Source organism: Mucilaginibacter boryungensis (assembly GCF_015221995.1).
In the GTDB taxonomy this organism is placed as follows: Bacteria; Bacteroidota; Bacteroidia; order Sphingobacteriales; family Sphingobacteriaceae; genus Mucilaginibacter; species Mucilaginibacter boryungensis.
In genome coordinates this window covers 1,695,389-1,709,881 of the sequence record NZ_JADFFM010000002.1, presented here as the reverse complement: position 1 = coordinate 1,709,881, position 14,493 = coordinate 1,695,389, and the positions used below count along the sequence as shown (strand labels likewise).

Below are 14,493 nucleotides of genomic sequence, written 5' to 3'. Positions count from 1 at the left end.
GTTCGCCAATTATTTATCCCGGTTGCTATCGGGAAAAGGGTTGACCCAAATATTGCCGTAGATGTGCTTCGACTCACTTCTGCGGTTTTTTTTTGAGCGCCCTGCTGCGTATTAACGCCGATATTGTAAATGTTCTCTCATATGGTGCTGTTTATATTGGTTAAGTTTATGGTGTTACAATGATTTTTCGTCCTTCCAGTCTAAAATGTATTTGTTTATAGCTTAAAATATCCGATACTTTTAGCGCGCTGGTATTGCGATATATTTTACCTGAGAACTGCCGCTGCGGTATTTTACCTTCATAACTCACATCCACATCGTACCAGCGGGCCAACTGCCGCATTACGGTTTCTATACTGGCATCGTGAAACTCGAACATACCTTTGTGCCAGGCAACTGCTTCTTCTGTATCGGCATTCTCATCCAGTTTAATGGTTTGGTTAGGTTGCACAATAGCTTGCTGACCAGGTTTTAAGGTTAGGTCACTACTTTTGTTAGTTAACCTGATACTGCCCTCAAGCAAAGTGGCTTTAATATTAGGTTCATCGCTATAGGCGTTGACATTGAATTGGGTGCCCAAATCTTCAATTGTTTGCCCAGCTACACGTACGCGAAACGGCTTAGCAGCATTGTGTACCACTTCGAAATAAGCCTCGCCGGTTATTTCTACCTGCCTGCTGTTACCTGTAAATGCGGATGGATAAGTGATGGATGATGCCGCATTTAACCACACACGTGTACCGTCGGCTAATGTAAGGTCAAATTTGCCGCCGCGTGGGGTTTTTAAGGTATTATAAGTCACCTCCTCAACAGCGGCATTATGGTCCGATTTATAAATGACTTTACCGTCGGCTGTTTTATTAATCACAGCATTAGCTTCCTTAGCCAGCTGGCCGTTTTGGGCGTTAGTAAGGTTAATTTGTTTACCGTTGGAAAGGATCAGTACAGCTTTGTTGCCTCCTGGGGCAATATCGTGCTGCATTACATGTTTGGCTACCAAACGCGGCGGCGCAACTTCATTTTTTCGGGTAATAAAATAAACTGATACGCTGAGAGCCAGTAATACCGTCGCTGCCACAGCTATGCGCGGCCAAAGGCTTTTTTGTTTTCGTACCTGTACTACAACTTGATCCTTATCAATCACATGCCTTAGCCTATCTAAAACTTTATCGCTTAAGATATGCAGATGAGCATCATTCCCTTCAAACTCAGGGGTTTCTAATTCATGGGTAATAAGCTGGCGTAAATAAGCCTTGCTATCCGTATTAAAATAGCTGATAAGCGATTCCACCTCGGCTGCAGTACAGCGGTTCTCGAGGTAACGGCTAAAAATTTCTTTAAGTTGGGAATTTTCCAAACAGGTGCTTTTTAACGCTATTACGCATGAAGCATAACCGGCATATGCTCGGATAAAAAATATTTTTAAGATTTGAATATTTGCGACGCGCTGGCCACCATTAGCGTAAGTAGGGCCAGATCGGCAGAATTGAAATACTTTTTGACAGCACGACCAGCTTTTACCATATGGTCGTTTACGGTTCCGGCAGATATGCCCAATAACGTGGCTACCTCGTCGTAGCTTTTACCTTCTATTTTACAGAGGATGAAAACTTTTTGGCGCTGAGGAGGCAGGGATTCAATAGCCTGTTTTAAAAGTGATTCATTATCTTTCAGGTCGAGAGTGTCTTCTGTATCATTACACAACTCGGTAGATATCGCGACTAAATGGGCCAGCAGTTTTTTATCATAAGCGGCACGCCTGAAAAGATCGGTGATTTTATTTTCGGCCATCCTGAACAGATATGGCCTTAACGATTGCTCGGCGTCGATAATTTCGCGCCTCTGCCAAAGTTTTAAAAAAATATCCTGTAAAAGTTCGGCAGCAATGTCTTCATCTTTCACCAAAAGGATCAGTTTTTTCAGGATGCGTACGCTGTAAAGCTGATAGAGTTTTTCAAAAGCCCGCGCATCGCCGGTATTTAACCGCCGGATCAACTCTTTTTCCGCTTCTAATGCTGCCGGAGTTTGGAGATACATGAAACAGTATGCTTAACAGTTTTGAATGCTCAATAATAAACATTCCGCATATAAAGCTAAGTACAAATATTTAATGTTAATACATTGGAAACAATTTGTTTACATGTTTATAAAAAATGTGGCTTTTTTATTAAAAATGGCGTTTGAAATAGGTTAAGGACTGACTTTGAGACTGATTTATACTATTGAAACTGATTATTTCATTTGCTCAGAAGGCAGCGAAATGTCAAACATTTATCAACATATACTAATTTGGAAGCTTAGCAGGAAATAAAAAGAGCCTTCGATCTTCCGACCAAAGGCTCTTTTAAACTTGATGAGGTAGCGGGAGCAGGACTCGAACCTACGACCTTCGGGTTATGAGCCCGACGAGCTACCAACTGCTCCATCCCGCACTATTTTGTTGTTGTTACATAACGGACATAACCCCGAAATGTTTGTTCCAATTATCAAAAATGCGATTTGCACTCCGTTTTAATTGGACTGCAAAGATATAATTCGTTTCTTTGCAGTCCAAATAATATTTTAATTATTTTTTTATGAGTCATAAGGCGGGTTTTGTAAGCATCATTGGCAAGCCTAACGCGGGTAAATCCACGTTAATGAATGCCCTTGTGGGCGAAAAAATGTCCATCATTACCCCAAAGGCCCAAACTACCCGTCACCGTATTTTAGGTATGGTGAATACCGATGACTACCAGGTGGTGTTCTCTGATACTCCCGGCATCATTAAACCGCACTATGCCCTGCACGAAAGCATGATGCACCAGGTGCAGGGGTCGATAGTGGATGCCGACCTGATTTTGCTGGTGACCGATATTAACGAAAAACACGACGAGACCGACGTGATGAAAAGGCTGGAGGGTGTTCAATCACCGGTGATCGTATTGATCAACAAGGCTGATCTAAGCGATGCCGATACTATCAACCAAAAGGTAGCTTATTGGGAAGAAACCTTACAGCCGTTGGCCGTGTTTGCCATATCGGCCTTAAAAGCGCCAAATACGCAGGAACTGCTGAAGTTTATTGTGAGTTACCTACCCGAACATGCGCCTTATTATGAAAAGGATGCGCTGACCGACAGGAACGACCGGTTCTTTGCATCGGAGATGATACGCGAGCAGATATTTAAACAATACAAAAAAGAAATTCCTTACAGCACCGAGGTTATTATCACCGCGTTTAAAGAGGAGGAAAAGCTATATCGCATCAGCGCCGAAATTATTGTTGAGCGCGACTCGCAAAAGAATATCATTATTGGCCAGGGCGGCAGTATGCTTAAAATAGTAGGCACCTACGCTCGCCGGTCGATGGAAGATTTCTATCAGAAAAAGATCTTCCTGGAGATGTTTGTGAAAGTAATAAGCGACTGGCGCAGCAAAAAAAATTACCTGAAGAAATTTGGGTATGATGATTAAATAATTCTAAGTTCTGAGTAATAAGTCCTGAGCCCCCGATCTCCCTGATTATTCACAACTTTTCTTATAAATTAGTGTTGACTTAAGACTCAATACTTAAAACTTACGACTTAACAAATGAGTAACATAGTAGCCATAGTGGGCAGGCCCAATGTAGGCAAATCAACATTATACAACCGTTTAACCGAAAGCCGCAAAGCTATTGTGGACGATTTTAGCGGCGTAACCCGCGACCGTCACTACGGCGTAGCCGAATGGGTAGGCCGTAACTTTACTGTTATTGATACCGGCGGCTATGTAGCCAACAGTGATGATGTTTTTGAAGCTGCCATCCGTGAACAGGTAATTATCGCTATTGAAGAAGCCACTGTTATCCTTTTTGTAGTTGATGTAACCACCGGCATTACCGATCTGGACGACGAAATTGCAACTTTGCTGCGCCGTAGCAAAAAACCGGTATTTGTGGTAGTAAATAAGGTAGACCATGGCCTGCTACAATCTGACGCCAGTATATTTTACAGCTTTGGCCTGGGCGAGATATATAATATTTCATCCATGACCGGCAGCGGCACCGGCGAACTGCTGGACGAGGTAGTGAAAACCTTTGACGAAGATGTTGTTGAAGAGAACACCCTGCCCAAATATGCTATTGTTGGCCGTCCTAATGTGGGTAAATCATCTATCATTAATTCATTAATTGGTAAAGACCGAAATATAGTTACCCCGGTTGCCGGTACCACGCGCGATAGTATCCATATCCACTACAACCAATACGGTCACGAGTTTATGCTGATCGACACCGCCGGTTTACGTAAAAAAACGAAGGTGAAGGAGAACATCGAATTTTATTCGGTGATGCGCACTATTAAAGCACTTGAAGAAGCCGATGTAGTGATCCTGATGCTTGATGCCGTAGAGGGTATAGAATCGCAGGATGTGAATATTTTTCACCTGGCCGAAAAAAATAAGAAAGGTGTAGTAATAGTGGTCAATAAATGGGATCTCATCGAAAAAAACACTAAAACAGTAAAAGTTTTTGAAGAGACCATTCGCCAAAAATTGGCGCCGTTTACCGATGTGCCAATCGTGTTTACATCGGTAACCGAAAAGCAGCGTGTGCTTAAAGTGCTGGAAACAGCTAACCATGTTTACAGCAATCGTGCTAAAAAAATACCTACATCAAAGTTAAATGATGTGATGCTGCCAATTATAGAGAACAATCCGCCACCGGCATTAAAAGGCAAGTTTGTGAAGATAAAATACATTACTCAAATTAAGGGTACGTCGCCCATGTTTGCCTTCTTTTGTAACCTGCCGCAATATATTAAAGAAGGTTATATGCGCTTTTTAGAGAACAAACTGCGCGAGAACTTTGATTTTACAGGCGTACCTATACAGATATTCTTCAGGCAGAAATAATCCTGAGGTGAAAGGTTAACGGTAAAAGGTTTTACAAGCAGGCCGAAGCATCATGCTTCGGCCTGTTTGTTTTGGGATTTAAAACTCCACGTGCACCCTTAATGAAAACACATTTACCGGGCCACGGTCTTTGTTATAAGCCGGGTTTATAATAAACTGGTAACCGGGACTTAGCCATATCTTTTTTTCCAACGCGTTTATTTTGTAGTATGCTTCGGCAACCATTTCTGTACTATAGTTTAGTTTGCCATCGCCAATAATAAAGCCATAGCCGCCGGCTGCCAAATAATCCCGGTGATCCTTAGAGAGGCCGTTAGCTACAAAGGCCAGTCCTAACTCGTCATCGGCACGCTTCCATGATTTTCCTTTCAGCACACCGCCAAAACTAAACGAGCGGTCTATTTCGGTAAAAAACCAGGTTTGCGTTTTGCCATCGTTATAGCTCAATTTTGCAAATACACCCAGGTCATTGATCAGGCTTTGTTCGGCATTCAATCCAAAGCCAAATTTGCGGTGGCCGTAAGTCAGTAAGGTATCAACTTCCGGATTTACCGGCTTACGGTTCAGTGCATCGCGGTAGCTGCCCATTTTTCCATTATTATTAAAGGCCAGCAGGCGGAAGGCGCCCGGAAGACCATTCATGTTATAGCGTTTTTCAAACTCCAATGTTTGGCTGTTGGCTTTGCCAATCCGTTCGTCCCAGATAGCGCCATTGGCTTCGGTAGTTACCATAGTGTAAGCAAAGCGCAGTGTCCAGGTGGGTTGGGCAAATTTAGTATATAAACCCATTACATATCCCCGGGTGTTGGCCGGGTAATCCCAGGCGCCGTTGCTCATCAGCGACCAATTCATAAACTGTGTGCGCGGGTCGTGGCTGTAGCTATTGTTATCAAAATAATCGGCCATACCAAACTTACCGATGGTAAAGCTGAAATGCCTTTTGCTTAAAGTACCTGCCAGTTGGTTGGCTTCATCGGTCAGGGTGTCTTTATCATTGCCCCACTCGAAATTTTGAGTATAAAACAAACGCGCGATATATATTTTCGGCGCATCGCCACCTACACGGAAGGTTTCGCCATTGGGGAACCCGGCTACACCCAGTGTTTTACTCAGCCCCGCCCCTCCCGACATCTCGGGGTTAAAATAAACCTGCGCGCCTTTCCATAAACGTGCGCCACCATACAAAGTGGTGGTTAACGATGTCTGGGTTTCCTCGCCTGTTTGCAGGCTGTTATCGCCCGTATATTTTGCGCTGAAGGCCGGTTTATTTTGGGTAATGATCGTCTGCTGAAAATGCAGGTTAAAGCGTTGCTGCTTCAGGGTATCCTGGGCAGATGCTGTAAAGCAAGTAGTTATAATGGCTATAGTAAATAGTATCAGTCTTTTCATATGGTTAATAAACGCTTAGGCATAAAAAATGTTTAAGCAAATCTAATAATAAATTTAGGCAAGCCTAAATTTATTTGCATTCCATGTAAAACTGATCAAGGTAGGCCTGCATAAATTGGTGTCGCTGCTGGGCCAGTTGTTTGCCCGTTGCTGTGTTCATTTTATCTTTCAACAGCAAAAGTTTTTCGTAAAAATGATTAATGGAAGGTGCAGTAGTATTTTTATACTCCTCTTTGGTCATATTTAGGTTAGGAGGTATTTCGGGATTATATATCTCCCGCCCTTTAAACCCGCCATAAGTGAAAGCGCGGGCAATGCCTATAGCGCCAATGGCATCCAGGCGGTCAGCATCCTGTACAATGCCCATCTCTATGGAATAAAAACCAGGACTATCGAAGCCGGACTTGAAAGACATATGCCTGATGATCTGCGCCACATGTTCTACCACCTCATCCTCAACACCAATACTTTTTAAATAATTTGCAGCGGTACGGGGGCCTATTTCCTCATCGCCGTTGTGGAACTTACTATCGGCAATATCGTGCAGCAGGGCGGCTAACTCAACGGTCAGGTGGTCTACCGTTTCAGTTTGTGCTATTAGCCTGGCATTATTCCAAACCCTGTAAATATGCCACCAATCATGGCCGCCTTCAGCATTTTGAAGGGTTTCCTTTACAAAGTCGCGCGTTCTTTCAATAATTGTGTCTCTGGTCATATAAGCAGTCAAAGCTGCAAATATAACACGATAAAGGCCCGTTAAACTATATTTCGTTAACTACATGTAACAAAGTGTCGTCATTCAGGCTTATCAGATCAACAGGGTCAACATCCAATATTTGGGCTATTTGAAACAACCTTTCAACTGTAATTTTTGTGTATCCCAGTTCAATTTTGCTATAAGCATTTTGCGATATAGCTAATTTTACCGCCATATAATCCTGGGTATACTTTTTTGATTCCCTGATCCTTCTGATGTTTACGGCTACTGATCTGATTTTACTTTCCAGTGTTTCCTTCATAAAATGAGCTAATTGTGATCGCCCTATTTACGAGATTTGAAAACGCCCGGATTTCTGCCTGCCTAAAAAAAATTAAAATTTGTGAGTAAAAATGCTGTCCATTTTTAGGCAACCACTTTTGGTTTCACCATTTTTGATGCGATAAAGGCAAAAAAGCCCATTATCAAGCCAAAAATTATGCCCGATGGGATGGCTAAAAACAACGTATATAATCGTGGATGGGTTCCCATTTTATTGGTCATGTCTGCCACACCGGGATGGTGCGCCATATACGAACTAAAAAAGATAAGGTGCCCCATAGTAACCCAAATGCTGTTAAAGAGGCTTAATACAAAACCATGCAGGAAATACTTGCCTGTACAAACTTTGGCAATAACATACGCACAGAAAATAAATATCACCAGCCAAAAACACCATTCAAATTTTTCGGGGATAAGCGAAACGGTGGCAAAAGCCATAATTAGCCCAAACAGGGACAATTGCAGTAAAAGTTTAAGGTTCATAAGAGTGATAAATTGATACTTAAATGTAAGTATTAATTTATTAATAAAAGCAAGAAATAATAGATATTAAATTATCGGTCAGTTAGTTATGCTTTCCTGATCGTAAAATGGCTTGTGTTTGGTTATCATTAAAACCACACCATTGGTAGCTTTTTCGCTTATTATCCCTTTAGCTGCTTTTTCTTTAAACTGGTTAATTACTTTAATGCCTGCTGTAGGTGTTTTATTAATTACTGCCGCGTTAATATTCCGGCCATCAGCAAAAACCGGCTGGCTTTTTGCTACGGATGTAAAGTGCGCCTCTAATTTTGCGGTGTCGGTATTACGTGTGGGCACAGCATTGTTTGCACTGTATTTGTGCGCGTTTTGGTCGATAGCGTTTTTTGTTTTTATGGTGGCAAGATTGCTTACGGTATCTTTACCATTACTTTCGGTATCGTTATCTTTAAGTGCGAAACTGATGGGGACAGTAAACTGTGCACGCACCAATCTGCCATTTTGCATGGCCGGTTTCCATTTAGGCGAATTTTTTATCACCCTAACCGCTTCTTCATCGGCACCACTGCCAATACCGCGCAACACTTTAATATCGGTTATGGAACCATCTTTTTCAACCACAAAGGTCAGGAAAACTTTACCCTGTACATGGTTTTCGCGCGCTACGGCGGGGTAACGGATATTTTTAGACAGGTAGTTGCCAAAAGCGGGCAAGCCGCCTGGAAATTCGGTCATTTGCTCAACAGCGGTAAATACTTCATTGCCTTCATCGGCCATTGTTTTATCCCCTGTTAGCGTAAAGCTAATAGGGATGGTAAACTGTTGCCTGATGGCCTGCCCGTTTTGCATGGCGGGCGCCCATTTAGGCATTGCGGCTACTACTTTTAGCGCCTCTTCATCGGCGCCGCCGCCAATGCCATGTATTACTTTAGGATTGCTGACCGTCCCATCCTTTTCAACTATAAAAGTACAATAAACTTTGCCCTGGATATTTTTTTGCCGGGCTTCCGCGGGATAACGGATATTGCCGCCTACATAACTATTAAAAGCCGCCTGTCCGCCGGGGAATGATGCATTTTGTGTGATAGCAGTATATTTAACGTTGCCGCTTAAATTAACCGGCTGTAAACTGCTTTCGTCCATTGCAGCCTGGCTGGCGGCCTGTTCATTTTGCCTGATAGCTGCAGCGAGGTCGGCCTGGTCATCGGCCGATAAATGTTCGGGGTCAAATGTCCGTGCGGCGGGCGTAGTAAATACGTGTTGGGCGGTATTGTTAATAACCTGTATGGTTTTACTGTTATTTACCGTTGCCGACGACAGTACCAGCATCAGCATAAATAACGGGGCCGACAGCCCATATTTCATCAGCATTACCCGGTTCGATTTGTTTTTGTGCAGCATCATAATACGCCGCTTCAATAAACTGCTATTAAAAAACGGGTTAACCAGGTGATACGGCGGTGTAATAAAGGTTTGACTAAGCAGCAGCATAGCGTATTCTGCTTTATTAGCGCCGGCTTTTAAAACATCCCTGTCGGCAATAAATTCATGGATATGCTTAACAGCGTTGCGGTACATGTATACCACCGGGTTAAACCAGTTTAGTATCATAATGGCTTCCAGCAGTAAAATATCTGCCGAATGCCAATGCCGCGCGTGCGCCTGTTCGTGCGCGGTAATTACCTCGTTATCCGTATCCCTTTCTTCAATTCTTATCCTGTTAAAGAATGAATAAGTAGTATCGGATTTTGGCTGACTAATAACATAATTGATAACGGCCAGCTGGTAAAAGAATTTAACGGTAAGTACCAATATACCCAGCGCATAAATACCACCGGCTATTTGCCCCAAGGTTAAGGCATGTTCGGCTTTGGCAGTGACATTGAAACTATACATTACGGCAGGACCCACATGGTAAATTGTTTCCTGTACCTTTTGTGTAATAAACAGGGTTTTTATCCAGTCGGACTGTATCACCGGTATCATGAACGACAATAACGCCGAACTTACCAGGTATACCCTGTTCAGGTTAAAAAAGGTCTCCTTACGCAGAAATAATGCGTAAAAAGTAAAAAACAATGTGAGGTACACATTAGCCAGTAATAAATAATGCCACCAGGTCATATATATTTATAGTTAAGCCATTATTTGTCTTTCAGTCTTTCTATCAGCTTCATAATTTCATCCGCTTCTTTCAGGTCTATCTTTTCTTTTTGGACAAAGAACGAGAACATCCGTTTCACTGAATTATCAAAATAGCCATTTAAAAGTTTATCGGTCGCAAAATACTGGTACTGTTCGCGGCTGATGATGGGGTGGTACTGGTGGCTTTTACCAAATGCGGTATGATCGATAAACCCTTTGGTTTCCAGTATCCTGATAATGGTAGACACCGTGTTATAAGCAGGTTTAGGCTCCGGCAAAATATCAATTACATCTTTAACAAAACCCTTTTTTAATTGCCAAAGCACCTGCATAATCTGTTCTTCGGCACGGGTTAATTCTTTAATTTCCATAGTACAATAGTTTAAAGCCCCATCTGGCACGGGGCAACATGCATGTTTACATAAAGCTAAAACTAATATTTTAGTTTCGCAAATTTATTTGCACAATTAAAACATTTTAGCTACCCTGCGCTTTCTAATCCCAATTATGAATATCACCTTTCACGGCGCTGCCCGGCATGTAACCGGCAGCAAACATTTATTACAATTAAACAACGGCACCAATATATTGCTGGACTGCGGCTTGTTCCAGGGCCTGGGCGAGCATACCGACGATATGAACGGTCACTTTGGCTTTAATCCTAAAAAGGTTGATCACATGGTACTATCGCACGCCCATATTGACCATTGCGGATTGATACCACGACTGGTAGCCGAAGGCTTTAGCGGGCCAATATACTGCACCCCTGCAACGTTAGACCTGGCGACGATATTATTGCTCGATTCGGCCAAGATACAGGAGCAGGACATTAGCTATACCAATAAGCACCGTAAAAAGAAGGGGCTACCGCCGCTTGAAATTTTATATACTGAAGCGGATGTAAACCAGGCTTTAAGCCAGTTTAAAACGGTAGATTATCACCAGGAGTTTAATATTACACCCGATGTTAAACTTTATTTTAGCGATGCGGGCCACGTAGTAGGCAGCGCGGTAATGCACCTAACCGTGACCGAAGATGGCAAAGAAACCCATATTACTTTTAGCGGCGATGTAGGCCGCTATGGCGATATGATACTAAAAAGCCCGCAGAACTTCCGCCAAAGCGATTATATTTTGCTGGAATCGACCTATGGCGATTCGCTGCATGCGGATATTGGGCCTATAGAGGATGCCCTGCAACAAATTATTAACGATACCTGTATTAACCGCAAAGGGAAGGTGATCATCCCGGCATTCAGCGTGGGCCGTACGCAGGAAATTTTATACGCCCTGAACGCATTAGAGCTAAAGGGCGAGTTACCGGCGGTACCTTATTATGTTGATAGTCCGCTATCGCTAAAAGCTACCCAGGTTTTAAAGGACCATCCCGAAGTTTTTAACAGGAACGTTAACAAAGTGATGCAAAAGGACAGTGACCCTTTTGATTTTAAGAACCTGCGCTTTGTGGAGTCGACCGAGGAATCTATCGCTTTAAATGAAAACCCGCAACCCTGCGTTATTATCTCCTCATCGGGCATGGCCGAGGCCGGGCGGGTGAAGCACCACATTAAAAACAACATCGGCAGCAGCAAAAACACCATACTAATGGTAGGTTATTGCGAGCCAAACTCGTTAGGCGGCCACCTGCTGAACGGTGATAAACAGGTTTATATTTTTGGCGATATGTATAACGTGGTGGCCAATGTGCAGGCTATTAATTCGATGAGCGCCCACGGCGATTACGAAGACCTGTTACATTTCCTGGCCTGCCAGGATGCCGGCAAAGTAAGTAAGGTGTTTTTAGTGCATGGGGAATATAATATACAGCAACGCTTTGCACAACGCATTAAAGATGCTGGTTTTAACAATGTTGAAATACCATTTCAGCATCAGAAGATTGTGCTGGAGTAAATTTTAAAAATCAAGCTCCCCTCTTGAAAGTGGGTGTGTTAGCCGGGTGTGATGGCGGGGGGTATGTCCTTTCGCATTAAAGGACATACCCCTACCCCTCTCTCAAGAGGGGAATCGCACAAATCCCCTGCTTTCATTCTTTATCTTTTCACCTTATTCAGCACCAATTGCCAGTTCACGTAAGTTTCGGTACTACCGGTCAGCTTTTGGATCAGGTCAATAGCATCCGGGAAAAAGTATTCGGTTAGCACCAATGTGCCTACTCCGTTTTTAGGGTTAAAAGGTGTACCGGCTACATAATCCTTCTCGCCATTATTGGCGCGTTTCTTATCAAACGCAACAGTGCTGTTCACAAATTCGCCGTGTGTTTTGGCGCCGGTAAGATAAGGCAGCAACCATTCCACCGACTTTTTGATAGATGTCTGCGCAGGCGATTCGTAGATATAGTAATTAACCCCGGTGGCGCGCTTTAAAATGATGGCCAGCTTTAGCATGGGTTCCAGGTCGTACACATGGTAGTGCAGGGCATCGCGCAGTTTAAAATCAACACTCGACCCATCAGGCAGCAGGTTCTTTGCTATTTGCTCGCGCAGGCCGTCAATAGCATATTGCTGATACTTTTTATCGCCAATGGCAAAACCGATCTCGCCAATTTCCTTCAATCGGTGCGAGTGCCAGTTATTGTACGACGTTTCTCTGCCGGGTTTAAACTTTTTAATTTCCATTTCGGCGGTTTGCGTCAGCCAGTTGCTGATCAGTTTATTATTGGCCGCGTCCAGGTCGCCTTTTATCAGGTCGTAAGCCTCTACCGCCGGGTCAAGGTTGGTATCATCAATGGGATCGCCGTTAGGCACATTCTTTTGCGACCAGGCGGCCAAAAACTCAACCGCTTTATCCAGGTATTTCTTATTGCCCCCGGTGCGGTACATTAAAGCCAGCGCATACATTTTGCGCATATCATTAAAAGCCAGTGCCGTTGCTGTTTTTTTAGGGTCGCCTTTTAAGCGCCCTTCGGTATGGATGGTATCAATAGGATTTGGGGTGTCCGTTAATGCGGCATCGGCAGCTTTTTGCATTTCCATAAAACGGGCTTTGGCCGAAGCATCGGTACTGCATAATTGCTTTAGTTTGCCAATTTCGGCAGCGTTTAAACTTACATATTGCGCATTTGCGGCAAAGGCAAAGCATGCCATAGCGGCCAACAGGAATATTCTTTTCATATCACAGGTTTATAATTATATGAAGGTATAAAAGCCCCATGGTTTAAGCTAATAAAATGGGTTTGGCTTATTGGCTTTTTGTTATGCTGGTTAGGCATGGAATTTGCCAATGATTATTAGATTTAAATGAAAAGTTGTAAATTTATATTATGACATTAACAGAGTTAAAAAAATCCATCCACGAGAAGATCGATACGCTTGATAATCCTGAGTTATTAGAGTTGGTTAATCAATTAATTCAAGAAGAGCATGCTGTTTATGAAGTTCCTGAAGAACATTTAAAGGATATTGAACAAGGGAAACAAGATATTAAAAATGGTGACTTTATAACACTTGAACAATTTGAAAAGCGATATGAAAAATGGCTAAAAGATTAATTGTATCAAGGAAAGCCTATCTAAATATAGATTACATCATTGAATTTAATAATACCAGAAATCAATCAAATACATATTCTATAAAGTTCGTTAAACAAATTTTTAAAGAATTTAACGTTCTAACAAAACATCCATTTTTAGGAAAACCGACAAGAAATAATAGTTATGTATTAATCTGGAGAGATTATTGCATTTATTACCTTATAGAGAATGATCGAATAATAATCCTATCTGTCAATCACCAAAAGCAAAACATCCGGTAACTCACAACCCCTTCACAAACTCCCTCATTGCATCCCCCGGGTTTTCCTGGCGCATAAAATTCTCGCCGATTAAAAATCCGTTAAAGCCGGCTGTTTTTAATTGCTTAATGGTTTCTGTATTGCTGATAGCACTTTCAGATACCTTTAAAAATTCGGCAGGGATATGTTCAGCCAGTTTAAAAGATGTTTCTACCGATACGGTAAAATCGGCCAGGTTGCGGTTGTTTACGCCTATAGCATCAACATTGGGGTTTATGCTGCGTTGCAGTTCTTCCAGGTTATGCACTTCCAACAGCACGCTTAAGCCTAAGCTTTTAGCCAGCGAGGCCAGGGTTTGTATCTCATCCGGGGTAAGGATAGCGGCAATCAACAGAATAATATCCGCGCCCCAGGCTTTGGCTTCCAACACCTGGTATTCGTCTATCATAAAATCTTTACGCAGCAGCGGAACGCTGTTAACCCTGCGTGCTGCGATCAGATCGGCCGCCTTACCCATAAAAAATCCGGTGTCGGTTAGTACCGATATTGCGGATGCGCCAGCAGCTGCATAACCGGTGGTCACATCCTCGACAGTCACCTTATCGTTGATGATCCCTTTCGATGGCGAACGGCGTTTAAACTCAGCAATAATGCCCGTGCGGGCCGGATCAAGCAGGAACTGGCGCAGCGAATAGGGCTGGCGGTTAAAAAATTCCGTTGCTTCTAATTGGGCAATACTGGTTTGCTGTTTAGCCGCGGCAACTTCTTCACGTTTGCGGACAACTATTTTATCAAGGATAGTCATTGTTCAAAAGT

At 42.9% G+C, this 14,493-nt stretch carries 15 protein-coding genes and 1 tRNA gene; 5 read left to right on the top strand and 11 right to left on the bottom strand.

Annotated elements, in window-relative coordinates:
* Positions 1-166 precede the first annotated feature (166 nt).
* From IRJ18_RS20510 to IRJ18_RS20500, 3 genes are all read right to left on the bottom strand, one after another.
* Positions 167-1,357 (bottom strand): FecR family protein, encoded by a 1,191-nt coding sequence (locus IRJ18_RS20510; RefSeq protein ID WP_194108148.1) that lies wholly within the window; start codon positions 1,355-1,357, stop codon positions 167-169.
* A gap of 65 nt (positions 1,358-1,422) precedes the next feature.
* The gene (locus tag IRJ18_RS20505; protein ID WP_194108147.1) at positions 1,423-2,037 is read right to left on the bottom strand and encodes an RNA polymerase sigma factor; all 615 of its coding nucleotides are present in this window, start codon (positions 2,035-2,037) and stop codon (positions 1,423-1,425) included.
* 322 nt (positions 2,038-2,359) lie between these two features.
* Positions 2,360-2,432: transfer RNA gene (locus IRJ18_RS20500), tRNA-Met, on the bottom strand.
* 144 nt (positions 2,433-2,576) lie between these two features.
* On the opposite strand from IRJ18_RS20500, the gene era reads away from it, so the two are divergent.
* Together era and der are read left to right on the top strand one after the other, a co-directional pair.
* On the top strand, positions 2,577-3,455 hold the full coding sequence (gene era, locus IRJ18_RS20495) for a GTPase Era (RefSeq protein ID WP_194108146.1): 879 nt from the start codon (positions 2,577-2,579) through the stop codon (positions 3,453-3,455).
* A gap of 117 nt (positions 3,456-3,572) precedes the next feature.
* Positions 3,573-4,874, top strand: a complete 1,302-nt coding sequence (gene der, locus IRJ18_RS20490) for a ribosome biogenesis GTPase Der (protein ID WP_194108145.1) — start codon at positions 3,573-3,575, stop codon at positions 4,872-4,874.
* 78 nt (positions 4,875-4,952) lie between these two features.
* On the opposite strand, the gene IRJ18_RS20485 is transcribed toward der, so the two are convergent.
* From IRJ18_RS20485 to IRJ18_RS20460, 6 genes are all read right to left on the bottom strand, one after another.
* Positions 4,953-6,263, bottom strand: coding sequence for a carbohydrate porin (locus IRJ18_RS20485; RefSeq protein WP_194108144.1), 1,311 nt, complete (start codon positions 6,261-6,263; stop codon positions 4,953-4,955).
* Positions 6,264-6,333: 70 nt separating this feature from the next.
* A complete protein-coding gene (locus IRJ18_RS20480) occupies positions 6,334-6,978 on the bottom strand; it encodes an HD domain-containing protein (RefSeq protein ID WP_194108143.1) in 645 nt (214 codons plus the stop codon).
* A 46-nt stretch (positions 6,979-7,024) separates the two neighbouring features.
* Entirely contained in the window at positions 7,025-7,282 is a 258-nt protein-coding gene (locus tag IRJ18_RS20475) for a helix-turn-helix domain-containing protein (protein WP_194108142.1), read from the bottom strand.
* A gap of 104 nt (positions 7,283-7,386) precedes the next feature.
* Positions 7,387-7,785, bottom strand: a complete 399-nt coding sequence (locus IRJ18_RS20470; RefSeq protein ID WP_194108141.1) for a hypothetical protein — start codon at positions 7,783-7,785, stop codon at positions 7,387-7,389.
* A 78-nt stretch (positions 7,786-7,863) separates the two neighbouring features.
* Positions 7,864-9,906 (bottom strand): M56 family metallopeptidase, encoded by a 2,043-nt coding sequence (locus IRJ18_RS20465; protein WP_194108140.1) that lies wholly within the window; start codon positions 9,904-9,906, stop codon positions 7,864-7,866.
* Between the two features lie 20 nt (positions 9,907-9,926).
* Entirely contained in the window at positions 9,927-10,298 is a 372-nt protein-coding gene (locus IRJ18_RS20460) for a BlaI/MecI/CopY family transcriptional regulator (RefSeq protein WP_194108139.1), read from the bottom strand.
* Positions 10,299-10,434: 136 nt separating this feature from the next.
* Here IRJ18_RS20460 and IRJ18_RS20455 point away from each other — a divergent pair, with 136 nt between their 5' ends.
* The gene (locus IRJ18_RS20455; protein ID WP_194108138.1) at positions 10,435-11,838 is read left to right on the top strand and encodes an MBL fold metallo-hydrolase RNA specificity domain-containing protein; all 1,404 of its coding nucleotides are present in this window, start codon (positions 10,435-10,437) and stop codon (positions 11,836-11,838) included.
* Positions 11,839-11,978: 140 nt separating this feature from the next.
* Here IRJ18_RS20455 and IRJ18_RS20450 read toward each other — a convergent pair whose 3' ends face one another.
* Entirely contained in the window at positions 11,979-13,058 is a 1,080-nt protein-coding gene (locus tag IRJ18_RS20450) for an alginate lyase family protein (protein WP_194108137.1), read from the bottom strand.
* Positions 13,059-13,207: 149 nt separating this feature from the next.
* Between IRJ18_RS20450 and IRJ18_RS20445 the strand changes: the two genes are divergently transcribed.
* Both IRJ18_RS20445 and IRJ18_RS21320 read left to right on the top strand, forming a co-directional pair.
* Positions 13,208-13,435, top strand: a complete 228-nt coding sequence (locus tag IRJ18_RS20445) for a hypothetical protein (protein WP_194108136.1) — start codon at positions 13,208-13,210, stop codon at positions 13,433-13,435.
* A complete protein-coding gene (locus tag IRJ18_RS21320) occupies positions 13,420-13,698 on the top strand; it encodes a type II toxin-antitoxin system RelE/ParE family toxin (protein WP_194108135.1) in 279 nt (92 codons plus the stop codon). The genes IRJ18_RS20445 and IRJ18_RS21320 overlap by 16 nt, the downstream gene beginning before the upstream one ends.
* Before the next feature lies 1 nt (position 13,699).
* On the opposite strand, the gene trpC is transcribed toward IRJ18_RS21320, so the two are convergent.
* Positions 13,700-14,482 carry an indole-3-glycerol phosphate synthase TrpC gene (gene trpC / locus IRJ18_RS20435; protein ID WP_194108134.1) on the bottom strand — a complete coding sequence of 261 codons (783 nt, stop codon included), beginning with the start codon at positions 14,480-14,482 and terminating at the stop codon, positions 13,700-13,702.
* Between the last annotated feature and the right edge of the window lie 11 nt (positions 14,483-14,493).